Raw genomic sequence first — 11,978 nt, 5'->3', positions numbered from 1 at the left:
CCGACGTCGCCGCGGCCGCCGCCCCGGCAGCGGCGATCGCGGTGATCGTCGACGCCGCCGGCGCGCGCTGCCCGGTCTGCAACGACCAGCATCGCCGGCTGGTCGATGCCCTGTCGCTGGAGTTGTCGCGCAACGACATTGCGCTGCTCAGCGCGCATGTGGTGGACCGGGCAGCGCGCGCCGGCGGCGTCGACGATCACCGCGATCGCCGCTGCCGGGGCGGCGGCCGCGGCGACGTCGGCGAGATGACCGACGGTGTCGGCGAGTTCGTCGCAGAGGTCGACCCGCAGCACCGCCCCCAGCTCGCCGCCGTCGACCGAGACCAGGATCAGAGATTTCTCCGGCACGAAGCCGAGGATGGCCGGCAGCGCCGCAATCAGCGCTCCCGGGCGATTCAGGGTGAATTCCGGTTGCTTGGTCGTCATGGCAGCAACGTTGACGACACCCACCGTCATCGGGGCGCGCCCGCGCCGGGTACGCGGCCGCTTTGTGGACGAATCGGCAACTGTGAGCCGACCCCGCGGGCCCGGCGACCGGGATTTCATCGCTCAGCGAACGGGAACCCCACCGGGGAATGCGGTCGGCGCACCCGGGTGTTTTCGATCGCATGCCCGCACCGTTTTCCGGTGCGGGCCCGACGTGAGGGAAACTAGGCGGTGCGACCCGCACCGAGATCTGCAGGAATGAGGAGGCGAAGGTAATGGCCGAGCATCCGGACACCGGTCCCGACCGGCGCCGGCACTACCAGGCCGAGCAAGGCGGCATGTACGAGCTGGAGGTCCCGGCGCCCCAGGTGACGTCGCCCGACGGCGCGGGTCCGGTCCTGATCCACGCGTTGGAGGGCTTCTCCGACGCCGGGCACGCGATCCGGTTGGCCGCCAGCCACCTCAAGGCCACCCTCGACAGTGAGCTGGTGGCATCGTTTGCGATCGACGACTTGCTCGACTACCGGTCGCGGCGACCGGTGATGACGTTCAAGACCGACCACTTCACCCACTATGCCGAGCCGGAGTTGAGCCTCTATGCCCTGCGGGACACCGCGGGGACACCGTTTCTGCTGTTGGCCGGCATGGAGCCGGATCTCAAGTGGGAGCGTTTCATCACCGCTGTGCGGCTGTTGGCCGAGCGGCTCGGGGTTCGGCGGACCATCGGGTTGGGCACCATCCCGATGGCGGTTCCGCACACCCGGCCGGTGACGCTGACCGCGCACTCCAACAACCGCGAGCTGATCACCGATTTCACCCCGTGGATCGCCGAGGTCCAGGTGCCGGGCAGCGCCTCCAACCTGTTGGAGTACCGGATGGCCCAGCACGGCCACGAGGTGGTCGGGTTCACCGTGCACGTGCCGCACTACGTGTCACAAACCGACTACCCCGAGGCGGCCGAGGCGCTGCTGCGGCAGGCGGCCCAGACCGGCTCCCTGCAGTTGCCGCTGGCCGAACTCAGTGCAGCCGCGGCCGATATCCGGGCCAAGATCGATGAACAGGTCGAGGCGAGCGCCGAAGTGGCGCAGGTGGTGGCGGCACTGGAACGCCAGTACGACGCGTTCATCGCCGCGCAGGAGAACCGCTCGTTGCTGGCCCGCGACGAGGATCTGCCCAGCGCCGATGAACTCGGGGCCGAGTTCGAACGGTTCTTAGCCCAGGAGGCGAAGAAGGACCGGGGCGACGACGACACGCCGTGACGGCCGGCCTATCCCGTTCGTCGCAGCGCAGCGGTGAGATGGTTCTGCGCCGGTTGGCCGACCGCGCCCATGTCCAAGGTGTAGGACAGCTCGTCGCCGGCGAGGCGGTAGTGGCGGCGCAGCGCTGTCACCTCTTTGGCGGTCGGCGCCAGCCCGATCGTCGGCGCCGACATCTCGAGTTCGATGCCGTCGGCGGTCACCGCATAGCTGCCCACCTCGATCTCGGTGATACCGCTGGGGTGGGCCAGCACCCATTCGATCCGGCCGGGCTGCGGCACCCGTAGGTATCCGGTCTCGGCGTGCAGTGGCAGACCGTCGGCGGCCGACTTCGTCTTCTGGCCGTAGACCAGAAACGGTTTGCCGACGTGGGAGAACACCACCTCTTCGAGGTAGTCGAACGACGTGATCGTGGGATACACCCCCGAGCCCCGGCCAGACCAAGTGCCCAGCAGCGGTGCCAGCTCCACAAGATTCGGGTGCAGGTCGGGTGCCATGGGGCCAGCGTAGTGCGGCATGGCGCCGCGAGCCTCAACCGGTGCTGGGCACCTGCCGGTGTTCGCGCAGCGCCTCGATCTCCCGCTCGAAGTCGGCCGCCGACGAGAAGGACCGGTAGACCGAGGCGAATCGCAGGTAGGCCACTTCGTCGAGTTCGCGCAGCGGGCCCAGAATCGCCAAACCCACCTCGTGGCTGGGAATCTCCGGTGAGCCCGCCGCGCGCACCGCGTCTTCGACCTGCTGGGCCAACAGGTTGAGCGCGTCATCGTCGACATGGCGGCCCTGGCAGGCCCGGCGCACCCCGCTGATGACCTTCTCCCGGCTGAACGGCTCGGTGACGCCGCTGCGTTTCACCACGGCCAGCACCGCGGTCTCCACGGTGGAGAAGCGACGACCGCATTCCGGGCAGGACCGGCGGCGGCGAATGGCCTGACCTTCGTCGGTTTCGCGGGAATCCACCACCCGGGAGTCTGGATGGCGACAAAACGGGCAATGCATGGCCGCTCCTTCGCCGTGCCGAGAGCCGGACACCCGCACGCGCTGAGGCGATCCGGACCACTGGGACAACTGTGAGCGTACCTGCGCGGGTGCCGGGCGGCGCGCCGCAGTAGCCGCAGGCCGCGGCCGGCCGGGCATCAACGGTCAGCCGATCGGCGCGATCAGCGGCTGGCCGGCGTCCACCGCCGCCGATTCCAGACTGTTGAGTTCGCGGATCCGGTCGACGACCTGCGCGGTCGGCGCATCGGGCGCGACCCGGGCCGCCAGGCGCTGCAGGCTCTCGCCGCTTTGCACCCGCACCACGCCCAGCCGTTCGGGCACCGCGGGGGCGCCGCCGCCAGCCATCGCCGCACCGAACTGGGCGATGAGCCCCAGCCAGACCGTGATCCCCGCCGCGATCAGCGCCAGCACCACGGTGGTCACCGGAGTGATGGGCTTGACCGGCCGCGGGCGGTGCGCCGTGCGCGACATCAGCACCCCGGCGCCGTGGTGCCGCAGCGGCGCCCCGCCCGGGCGCGACCGGGCGAGGCGCACGGGACGGGTCTGGACCGGGTGGGCGCGGCCGGACGTCCCGGCAACGCGATGCGCCCGGACCCGCTCGGGCCGGGCCGGTTCGCACGTCGGGGCGATCGTGTCGATGAGCATCATGTGCGGTTCTCCCTCACTCGGCGTCGGCGACCGGTATTCGCTCGACTGTTCGAATCATAATCGATTGTATGTTCGATGTCCGAACATGTGATCGATTCGTTGTCGAATAGGCTAGCGATGCCCACCGACAAGTCTCGGCCGGGTTCGAACGCTCGCGCGACACACCTCGAACACATGTTTGATTAATTGCGGCGATGCGACTACATTCGCCTTCATGAGCGATAGCAGCAAGACGGCGGCCCCGGGACCTGCAGCTGTGCCCGATTCACCGCTGACCGCCCGGCAGCGCACCATCCTCGACGTCATCCGCGCCTCGGTGAACGAGCGGGGCTACCCCCCGAGCATCCGGGAGATCGGGGACGCCGTCGGGCTGACCTCGACTTCCTCGGTCGCCCACCAGCTACGCACACTGGAGCGCAAGGGCTATCTGCGGCGCGACCCCAACCGGCCCCGCGCCGTCGACGTCCGCGGCCCCGAGGAATCGGCCGGGCCCTCAGACGCGGCGCCCCGGACCGACTTCGCCGGTTCCGACGCGCTGCCCGAACCCACCTTCGTCCCGGTGCTCGGCCGGATCGCCGCCGGCGGGCCGATCCTGGCCGAGGAAGCGGTCGAAGATGTCTTCCCCCTCCCCCGCGAACTGGTGGGAGACGGAGAGCTGTTCCTGCTCAAGGTGGTCGGCGAGTCGATGGTCGACGCCGCGATCTGCGATGGCGACTGGGTGGTGGTGCGCCAGCAGAACGTCGCCGACAGCGGCGACATCGTCGCCGCGATGATCGACGGGGAAGCCACCGTCAAGACCTTCAAACGGGCCGGCGGTCAGGTGTGGCTGATGCCGCACAACCCTGTTTTCGACCCCATTCCGGGTAACGACGCGGTCGTGCTGGGCAAGGTCGTCACCGTCATCCGCAAGGTCTGAACCGCGGGCCCGTCGGCTATCCGCCGATTCCGACCAGCGAGAAGAACTCCTGCCGGGAGCGGGCATCGGTGCGCAGCGTGCCCAGCAGCGTCGAGGTCACCGTGGTCGAGCCGGTGGCGTGTACCCCACGCAACGTCATGCAGGTGTGCTCGGCGCGGATCACCACCCCGACGGCACGTGGCTGCAGGTGGTCGGTGAGCCAGTCGGCCACCTGTTTGGTGAGACGTTCCTGCACCTGCGGCCGGCACGCGAAGTAGTCGACCACCCGGGCCAGCTTGGACAGGCCGAGGATGCGGTCACCGGGCAGGTAACCGACACAGGCGCTTCCGGTGAACGGCAACAGATGGTGTTCGCAGATCGACCGGAACGGGATGTCACGGACCAGCACCAGCTCGTCGTAATCCTCGTCGTTGGGAAAGGTGGTGGCCTCGAACGGCTTCGGAGTGAACATCTCGGCATAGGCTCGCGCCATCCGGCGGGGGGTGTCCGCAAGCCCCGCCTCGGTGGTGGAGACGCCCAGCGCCTGCAGAAACGCCGCGGCGGCCTGTTCGGCGGCATCGAGGTCCGGCACCGGCCGATCGACCAGCCGCAGGTCCGCGTAGACGGCTACCGACATCGCACTCTCCCCCATCGATTTGTCCGCGTTGGGCCTTAGCGTGGCGGCACGCAACCCTATTTGTCAATATTTTTTGGTGTTACATTGGGACGATGAGCACCCCTCCCCGCGGCGGCCTGGATCCGCTAGCCGGGTTGAGCGCGCTGGACGATCCGGTGCGGCAGCGGCTCTACCAGTACGTCGCCTCGTCGGATGAACCGGTGGCTCGCGAAGACGCCGCGGCCGCGGCGGGCATCAGCCGCACCCTGGCGGCCTACCACCTCGACAAACTGGCTGAGGTGGGGATCTTGGCGGTGAGTTACGCCCGGCCCGCCGGCCGATCCGGGCCCGGCGCCGGGCGCCCGGCCAAACGCTACGCACGCACCCGCGACGAGCTGTCGGTAAGCGTGCCGCCGCGCAACTATCGCTTGCTGGCCGAGCTGCTGGTCACCGCCCTGGTGGCGGATGACGCCGGCACCGTACGCGCGGAGATCTCGGCGGCGGCCCGTCGCGCCGGGCGGGCCGGGGCAACCGGCCAGGACGTCTTCGAAGCGCTCTGCGAGTGCGGTTACGAGCCGGCGGTCAACGGCGACGGGGACATCGAGCTGCGCAACTGCCCGTTCGAGCAACTGGCACGCCAGTACACCCAAGAAGTGTGCGGGCTCAATCTGCAGCTGATCCAGGGCATGCTGGAAGGCGCCGGTGAGCTGCCGCAGCGCGCGGCGCTGACCCCCTGCGAGCGGCGGTGCTGCGTCACCGTCCGGGCTCCGGTTGGCCGGCACCGATGAACCTGCTGGAGTCGCTGGGATTGAGCGCCCCGGTCATGCAGGCCGGGATGGGCGGCGGTGTGGCCGGAGCGGAGTTGGCCGGCGCGGTCTCGGCGGCCGGCGCGCTGGGCACGGTCGGGCTGAGCGCTCCGCGCCGCTTCGCCGCAGAGCTGCATCGTGCCGTGACGCTGGCTGGCGGCCGGCCGGTCGCGGCCAATCTGCTGGTCCCGTTCGCCCGCCGCGCCCACATCGACGCCTGCATCACGGCCGGTGCCGCCCTGGTGGTGTTCCACGACGGCGCGCCCGCACGCTGGATTGCAGCGCTGCGGACCGCACGAATCCCGGTGCTGTGCACCGCGGGTGACGCCGCGCAGGCCCGCCGGGCGCTGGCCGCCGGCGCGAGCGGACTGGTGGCCCAGGGCGTCGAGGCCGGCGGGCACCTGGTGGCCGACCGGCCACTGGAGGTGACGCTGCCGGAGGTCCTGCAGGCCGCGGACGGCGCACCGGTGCTAGCGGCCGGCGGGGTCGCCGACGCCGACGATGTCCGGGCGCTGCTGGCCGCCGGGGCCGCCGGCGCAGTTGCCGGGACGCGCTTTCTGCTCACCGAGGAGTCGTGTGCACACCCCGGCTACAAGCAGAAGGTGCTGGCCGCCCAACGCACCATCCGCACCATGTTGTTCGGCATGGGCTGGCCACTGGCGCACCGGGTGGTGCCGAACGCACTCACCGAACGCTGGTGTGCCCGAAACGAACTCGGCCCGCCAGCGGTGCGGGCATTCAATCGGGCCGGTGCGCCGCTGAGCCGGCTGATGCCGGTGGGCGCCCAGGACGCGATGCTTGCCCTGCAGCGGGTGGCGGTACCGCTGTACACCCCGGCGCTGCCGCTGGCCGGCATGGACCCGGCCGTCGTCGAACGGTCGGCGCTCTACGCCGGAGAGACGATCCATCGCATTCACGACATCATTCCGGCCGCGCAGGCTGTCGCGCGGTTGACGCCGTGAGCTATCAGCAAGGAGGTCACCATGTTCGGCCCCTGTCCGCCTTTCGACGAGGATTCGGCGCGACGTAAGGTCGCTGCCGCCGAGGACGCCTGGAACACCCGGGATCCCGACCGGGTGGCGCTGGCCTACACCGACGACTCGGTATGGCGTAACCGTGACGAGTTCATCACCGGGCGCGCCGAGATCGTGGCCTTCCTGCGACGCAAGTGGGCACGCGAACGCGATTACGCCCTGCGCAAGGAGCTGTGGTGCTACCACGGCAACCGGATCGCGGTGCGCTACCAGTACGAGAGCCGTGACGCCGACGGTCAGTGGTGGCGCAGCTACGGCAACGAACTGTGGGAGTTCGCCGACGACGGCCGGATGAGCCGCCGCGAGTCCAGCATCGACGACGTCGCGATCACCGAAGATCAGCGACGGATCTTCGGGCCGCGCCCGGACGGTGAACGAACCACGTTGCCGCTGCGCTGATCAGCGGGCCTTGGTGAAGCCGTTCAGCCGGGCCGCATCCTCGGTGGCGAACCAGATCTCGGCGAGCGTGTCGTCATACAGGGCGTTCTGCGGCGTGTAGTACAGCCCCGAACCGATGTTCGCCTTGATCGGATAGCCCTCCGGCTGCTGGTAGGGGTCGTCCAGCGGCAGGTGCATCACCGGATGAGCCGACTCCTCGACGCCGTAGCTGCGCTGGCCGGAGCCGAACGTGCGCGACTGCGCCCCAGACCCGAACCCCCGCGATTCCGCGCCGGAAGCCGCGTGGCCCACCGCGTGTCGCCCGGTGCCCAGCTCCTCCTCGCTGACCACCCGGGTCGGCGCGGTGTCCGCCTCGTCTTCGTCGTCGACGTCCTCCCCCGCGTCGGATTCGCCGTAATGCAGCCAGGGTGCATCCGGCATCCCCGGCGTCTCCGCCTCGGGTGCCGCACCGAACGACGAGCCGCCGTAGCGGCTCGGCAGCCGCACCGTGCCTTCGTGATCCTGCTGCTCGTGGTGGGCCCACTGCTCGTCATCGTCGTCGTAGTCGTCGCTGACCGGGGCGGGTACGGCGACCGGTGCGCGCCCGGGCTCCGGCGCCGGACGGCGCCGCTGCCACCACATCGCCGCGCCGGCCAGCGCCCCGAGCACCACGAGCACCGCCACCGGGATGAGCACCCACAACCAGTTCCAGTGCGTCTCCTTGCTGACACCGGGCGCGGTGGACGTGCTGGCGTTGGGCAGGTTCATCCCGGGAATCTGCAGGCCCGACAGCGCCTGCGCCAGCTCGGCCGGTTCGGTGCTGAAGGTGTTGGTGGCCTGGTTCCAAGAGACCGTCCCGCCGGTGAACTTCTGCGAGACCAGGTCGCCGTCGACGGTCTGGTCGCCCACCGGGGCACCCAGCTTTCCCGACGCTCCGTCAAGCTTGTCCCACGCGACCTTCATCGCGCTGCGCACCACGAAGGCGCCGTTGTCCGGGCTGAAGAAGATCACCGGGTCGTCGTCGGCGGCAAAAGCGTTGAACTTGCTGCCGGCTATGGAGCCGTCAGCCGTGCTGGTGATCGGGAAGCCCAGATCGCTGCCGGCCGGCCCACCGAGCGACTCGTACTTGGCCAGCACGTCGCCTTCCAGCGCGTTCGCGCCGGTAGCCGGGGAGAAGTAGACCTTGCCGCGGGCGAAATCCTGGCCTACGCCGTCGCTGCCGATCGGATACTGGTCACCCTGCTTGGCCCCGAGTGCACCCGAGGGGCCGCCGGCGGTGCGCCAGGCCTGGTCGATGGCCGCGGTCGGGTCGAGCTGAACCTGCAGATCGGCCAGCTGCGCCGCCAGCTCCGGCGGCACGGTGGTGAACGTCTTGGTCGCACCGTCGAACGACAGCGCGCCGGCGCTGAACTTCTGGCTCACGACCGCACCGTCGTAGTTCTCGTCCTCGACCGGCACCCCCAGCGGGCCGGTGGAGCTGCCCAGTTTGTCCCAGCCGGCGTTGATCGGGCCGCGCACCACGTGGGCGCCGTGTTCGGGCGTCCAGAAGATCACCGGGTTGTCGGGGCCGGAGAAGATCGCCACCCGGCTACCCGGGACCAGCCCCGGCACCTCGTCGATGTTGGGAAACCCGAGGTCGCCGGTGGCTGCCCCGCCCATCGACTCGTACTTGTCGAGGATCGCGCCGTAGAGCGCCTTGGCGCCGGTTTCGGGGGTGAAGAACATCGTCCCGCCGGCGAAATCCTGGGCGAATCCCACTCCGGCCGGGTGTACGTCGCCCTTGGGCGGTCCCAGGGGTGAACCGTCACCGCCGGCCGCCTGCCATGCCGCGGTGATGGCGTCGTGGGCGTCACTGTCGGGCGTGGCCGCCGCGGTCTGTACCGACAACAGCACGGTGACCGTCGCCGCGAGGCCGAGCGCCATGCGCACCGCCGTCTTGCCGAACCGATCTTTCCGACTAGTCACCAAGCCCTCCCAGGCACCGCAATCGACCCAAACGTTTCCGGCATAAACTTTCCCGCAATCGGCCCGTATTGCGAAGCGAAGTCATCGATATTGCGGAAACAGATACCCAGCCGATGCCGAATCGATGCGGAAGCGACGTGCCGCAACGCCGCGCCGGATGGCGCTGAACACGCAGCTCAGCGCCTCGGTCGCCGGGAACTAGACGCCCAGGCTGCGACCGATGATCTCCTTCATGATCTCGGTGGTGCCGCCGTAGATGGTCTGCACCCGGGAATCCAGGTAGGCCCGGGCGATCGGGTATTCGCGCATGTAACCGTAGCCGCCGTGCAACTGCAGGCAGCGGTCGATCAGATGGACCTGCTTCTCGGTGGAGTACCACTTGGCCATCGCTGCCTGCTCCACCGTCAGCTGCTTGTCCAGGTGCAGCCGGACGAACTCGTCGACCATCATCCGCACCACGGTGGCCTCGGTGGCCAGCTCCGCCAGCAGGAACCGGCTGTTCTGGAAACTGCCGATCGGCTTGCCGAACGCCTTGCGCTCCCGGGTGTAGGTGATGGTCTGCTCAAGGGTGGCCTCCATCGCCGCGGCGGCCATGATCGCGATCGAGATCCGTTCCTGCGGCAGGTTCTGCATCAGGTAGATGAAGCCCATGCCCTCTTGGCCCAGCAGGTTCTCGACCGGCACGTGCACGTCGGTGAACGACAGTTCGGCAGTGTCCTGGGCGTCCAGGCCGACCTTGTCCAGGTGGCGGCCGCGTTCGAAGCCCGCCATGCCGCGTTCCACCACCAACAGGCTGAATCCCTGCGCGCCCTTGTCGGGGTCGGTCTGGGCCACCACGATCACCAGGTCGGAGTGGATGCCGTTGGTGATGAACGTCTTGGAGCCGTTGAGGACGTAGTGGTCGCCCTCTCTGACCGCCCGGGTCTTGATGCCCTGCAGGTCACTGCCGGTTCCGGGCTCGGTCATCGCGATCGCGGTGATCAGTTCACCGGTGCAGAACTTGGGCAGCCAGCGCTGCTTCTGCTCCTCGTTGCACAGTTCCAGCAGGTAGGGGGCACAGACGTCGTTGTGCAGCCCGAAGCCCAGACCGCTGTAGCGACCGGCGGTGGTCTCCTCGGTGATGATCGTGTTGTAGCGGAAGTCTGGGTTGCCCCCGCCGCCGTACTCCTCGGGCACCGCCATGCCCAGAAAGCCCTGCTTGCCGGCTTCGAGCCAGACGCCGCGGTCGACGATCTTGGCCTTCTCCCACTCCTCGTGGTAGGGCGCGACGTGGCGGTCCAAAAATGCCCGGTAGGACTCCCGGAACAGCTCGTGCTCAGGCTCGAACAGGGTTCGCTGGTACTTGACTGCGGCGCTCATCGCCTGACCTCCGGGATCGACGGAATCTTTCCGACGACAATAGACCAACCGGATGGTTGGGAGGTCCGGCGGTCCGGTCGGCCGCCGCGCCAGCGCCTATTACCGGGCGTCCGCTCCGGTGCGGCGCGGGCCGCCGCGGCGTGCGGGACGCGGGGACGCCCCCACCGCCGCGCCGCGCCGCCGCCGGCCGTTACCCGATCCCCGGCCCTGCGCCTTCGGCGCAGCAGGGCGTACCGGCGCCGCCGCCTTGGGGGCGGGCAGCTCCAGCGGGGCGAGTTCGCCGACGAGGGTCTGCACCGGCATCGAGTCGACACTGACCTGTTGCGGGGCCACGGTGATCCCGGCCCGGCGCAGCAGCACCTGGGTGTCCTTGCGCTGCTCGGGCAACACCACGGTGACCACGTCGCCGGCGCTGCCGGCGCGCGCCGTGCGCCCCGAGCGGTGCAGGTAGGCCTTGTGCTCGGCCGGCGGGTCGACATGGACGACCAGCGCCACCTCGTCGACGTGCACACCGCGGGCAGCGATGTCGGTGGCCACCAGCACCCGAGCCGCTCCGGTGCTGAACGCGGCCAGGTTGCGGTCACGCGCGGGCTGAGACAGGTTGCCGTGCAGGTCGACGGACGGGATCCCGGCCTCGGTTAGTTGTCTGGCCAACTTGCGGGCCTGATGTTTGGTGCGCATGAACAGGATTCGGCGGCCGGTACCAGATGCCAAGCGGTGCACCACGTCCTTCTTGTCCTGCGCCCCGGCGACGTGAAACACGTGATGGGTCATGGCCGCTGGAGGCGCGTCCCGGCCATCATCGACCGAATGCGACACCGGGTCGTGCAGAAAGCGCCGCACCAGTTTGTCCACCCCGTTGTCCAGCGTCGCCGAGAACAGCAGCCGCTGACCGGTGTCCGGCGTAGCGGCCAGGATCCGGGTGACGCCGGGCAGGAACCCGAGGTCGGCCATGTGGTCGGCTTCGTCGAGCACGGTGATCTGCACCGCGTCCAGACTGAGCAGCCGCTGCTTCATCAGGTCTTCGAGACGCCCGGGGCAGGCCACCACGATGTCGACACCGCCGCGCAGTGCGCTCTCCTGCCGAGACTGCGACACTCCGCCGAAAATGGTGGTGACCTTCAAGCCGTAAGCCGCCGCAAGGGGTTTCACGGTTGCAGCGATCTGGGTGGCCAGCTCGCGGGTGGGCGCGAGCACCAGGCCCGACGGCCGGCTCGGGCCCCGTTTGACCCCGGCCAGCCTGGCTACCAACGGAATTGAGAACGCCAGCGTCTTGCCGCTGCCTGTCTTGCCACGGCCCAACACATCCCGGCCGGCCAGAGCATCGGGCAGGGTGCGGATCTGAATGGGAAACGGCGCGGTGATTGCGTTGTCGGCCAGCGCCGCGACAACGGGTGCGGGCACGCCGAGGTCGGCGAAAGAGGAGGTCATGAGGGCGGTGCCTTTCCGGCATCGGGTGCGCAGCCAGCCGTGACGACGAGGTCGAGCCGTTGGCGGCGCAAAGTGGCGAGATTGCCGGTGGGCAAAATCGATCGCCGCGAGAAGACCTTGTGCTCTGATCGCACCGTTCACCGAGATGTCGGCGGTGAGTAAGCGTTCC

13 protein-coding genes are annotated in these 11,978 nt (G+C 69.3%); 5 read left to right on the top strand and 8 right to left on the bottom strand.

Going from position 1 to position 11,978, the window contains the following annotated elements; genetic code table 11:
• Positions 1-425, bottom strand: a 425-nt coding sequence (locus tag A5694_RS24605) for a DUF4192 family protein (RefSeq protein ID WP_234786501.1), incomplete at its 3' end; no start/stop codon positions are given.
• Between the two features lie 275 nt (positions 426-700).
• Between A5694_RS24605 and A5694_RS11235 the strand changes: the two genes are divergently transcribed.
• Complete coding sequence (locus tag A5694_RS11235) at positions 701-1,684, top strand: proteasome assembly chaperone family protein (RefSeq protein ID WP_064921915.1); 984 nt, start codon at positions 701-703, stop codon at positions 1,682-1,684.
• Between the two features lie 8 nt (positions 1,685-1,692).
• Here A5694_RS11235 and A5694_RS11230 read toward each other — a convergent pair whose 3' ends face one another.
• The 3 genes from A5694_RS11230 to A5694_RS11220 all read right to left on the bottom strand — a co-directional run bounded on the left by A5694_RS11230 (position 1,693) and on the right by A5694_RS11220 (position 3,325).
• Complete coding sequence (locus tag A5694_RS11230) at positions 1,693-2,178, bottom strand: peroxynitrite isomerase (RefSeq protein ID WP_064921921.1); 486 nt, start codon at positions 2,176-2,178, stop codon at positions 1,693-1,695.
• A gap of 34 nt (positions 2,179-2,212) precedes the next feature.
• The gene (nrdR, locus tag A5694_RS11225; protein WP_064921914.1) at positions 2,213-2,677 is read right to left on the bottom strand and encodes a transcriptional regulator NrdR; all 465 of its coding nucleotides are present in this window, start codon (positions 2,675-2,677) and stop codon (positions 2,213-2,215) included.
• A gap of 144 nt (positions 2,678-2,821) precedes the next feature.
• Positions 2,822-3,325, bottom strand: a complete 504-nt coding sequence (locus A5694_RS11220) for a LysM peptidoglycan-binding domain-containing protein (RefSeq protein ID WP_064921913.1) — start codon at positions 3,323-3,325, stop codon at positions 2,822-2,824.
• A 214-nt stretch (positions 3,326-3,539) separates the two neighbouring features.
• Between A5694_RS11220 and lexA the strand changes: the two genes are divergently transcribed.
• Positions 3,540-4,241, top strand: a complete 702-nt coding sequence (gene lexA, locus A5694_RS11215) for a transcriptional repressor LexA (RefSeq protein ID WP_064921912.1) — start codon at positions 3,540-3,542, stop codon at positions 4,239-4,241.
• Positions 4,242-4,257: 16 nt separating this feature from the next.
• Here the strand turns inward: lexA and folE are convergent, their stop codons facing one another.
• A complete protein-coding gene (gene folE, locus A5694_RS11210) occupies positions 4,258-4,857 on the bottom strand; it encodes a GTP cyclohydrolase I FolE (RefSeq protein ID WP_064921911.1) in 600 nt (199 codons plus the stop codon).
• Between the two features lie 92 nt (positions 4,858-4,949).
• On the opposite strand from folE, the gene A5694_RS11205 reads away from it, so the two are divergent.
• From A5694_RS11205 to A5694_RS11195, 3 genes are read left to right on the top strand one after another with little or no spacing between them, the layout of a single operon-like run.
• A complete protein-coding gene (locus A5694_RS11205; protein ID WP_064921910.1) occupies positions 4,950-5,624 on the top strand; it encodes a helix-turn-helix transcriptional regulator in 675 nt (224 codons plus the stop codon).
• Positions 5,621-6,604, top strand: coding sequence for an NAD(P)H-dependent flavin oxidoreductase (locus A5694_RS11200; protein ID WP_064921909.1), 984 nt, complete (start codon positions 5,621-5,623; stop codon positions 6,602-6,604). The genes A5694_RS11205 and A5694_RS11200 overlap by 4 nt, the downstream gene beginning before the upstream one ends.
• A 21-nt stretch (positions 6,605-6,625) precedes the next feature.
• Positions 6,626-7,075, top strand: a complete 450-nt coding sequence (locus tag A5694_RS11195; RefSeq protein ID WP_064921908.1) for a nuclear transport factor 2 family protein — start codon at positions 6,626-6,628, stop codon at positions 7,073-7,075.
• Here the strand turns inward: A5694_RS11195 and A5694_RS11190 are convergent, their stop codons facing one another.
• The 3 genes from A5694_RS11190 to A5694_RS11180 all read right to left on the bottom strand — a co-directional run bounded on the left by A5694_RS11190 (position 7,076) and on the right by A5694_RS11180 (position 11,809).
• Positions 7,076-8,977: an LGFP repeat-containing protein gene (locus A5694_RS11190; protein ID WP_064921907.1), complete on the bottom strand. Its 1,902-nt coding sequence runs from the start codon at positions 8,975-8,977 to the stop codon at positions 7,076-7,078.
• 240 nt (positions 8,978-9,217) lie between these two features.
• Positions 9,218-10,378 (bottom strand): acyl-CoA dehydrogenase family protein, encoded by a 1,161-nt coding sequence (locus A5694_RS11185; RefSeq protein ID WP_064921906.1) that lies wholly within the window; start codon positions 10,376-10,378, stop codon positions 9,218-9,220.
• A 99-nt stretch (positions 10,379-10,477) separates the two neighbouring features.
• Entirely contained in the window at positions 10,478-11,809 is a 1,332-nt protein-coding gene (locus tag A5694_RS11180) for a DEAD/DEAH box helicase (RefSeq protein ID WP_064921905.1), read from the bottom strand.
• Between the last annotated feature and the right edge of the window lie 169 nt (positions 11,810-11,978).

It is taken from the genome of Mycolicibacter sinensis, assembly GCF_001667945.1.
Classification (GTDB): domain Bacteria; phylum Actinomycetota; class Actinomycetes; order Mycobacteriales; family Mycobacteriaceae; genus Mycobacterium; species Mycobacterium sinense_B.
This window is presented reverse-complemented; position numbering and strand designations above follow the sequence as displayed.

What these genes read in the sequence shown, in the direction of transcription:
- A5694_RS11235 (WP_064921915.1), top strand. Translation starts at nt 701, where the DNA reads ATGGCCGAGCATCCGGACACCGGTCCCGACCGGCGCCGGCACTACCAG.
- A5694_RS11230 (WP_064921921.1), bottom strand. Translation starts at nt 2,178, where the DNA reads ATGGCACCCGACCTGCACCCGAATCTTGTGGAGCTGGCACCGCTGCTG.
- nrdR (WP_064921914.1), bottom strand. Translation starts at nt 2,677, where the DNA reads ATGCATTGCCCGTTTTGTCGCCATCCAGACTCCCGGGTGGTGGATTCC.
- A5694_RS11220 (WP_064921913.1), bottom strand. Translation starts at nt 3,325, where the DNA reads ATGATGCTCATCGACACGATCGCCCCGACGTGCGAACCGGCCCGGCCC.
- lexA (WP_064921912.1), top strand. Translation starts at nt 3,540, where the DNA reads ATGAGCGATAGCAGCAAGACGGCGGCCCCGGGACCTGCAGCTGTGCCC.
- folE (WP_064921911.1), bottom strand. Translation starts at nt 4,857, where the DNA reads ATGTCGGTAGCCGTCTACGCGGACCTGCGGCTGGTCGATCGGCCGGTG.
- A5694_RS11205 (WP_064921910.1), top strand. Translation starts at nt 4,950, where the DNA reads ATGAGCACCCCTCCCCGCGGCGGCCTGGATCCGCTAGCCGGGTTGAGC.
- A5694_RS11200 (WP_064921909.1), top strand. Translation starts at nt 5,621, where the DNA reads ATGAACCTGCTGGAGTCGCTGGGATTGAGCGCCCCGGTCATGCAGGCC.
- A5694_RS11195 (WP_064921908.1), top strand. Translation starts at nt 6,626, where the DNA reads ATGTTCGGCCCCTGTCCGCCTTTCGACGAGGATTCGGCGCGACGTAAG.
- A5694_RS11190 (WP_064921907.1), bottom strand. Translation starts at nt 8,977, where the DNA reads ATGGCGCTCGGCCTCGCGGCGACGGTCACCGTGCTGTTGTCGGTACAG.
- A5694_RS11185 (WP_064921906.1), bottom strand. Translation starts at nt 10,378, where the DNA reads ATGAGCGCCGCAGTCAAGTACCAGCGAACCCTGTTCGAGCCTGAGCAC.
- A5694_RS11180 (WP_064921905.1), bottom strand. Translation starts at nt 11,809, where the DNA reads ATGACCTCCTCTTTCGCCGACCTCGGCGTGCCCGCACCCGTTGTCGCG.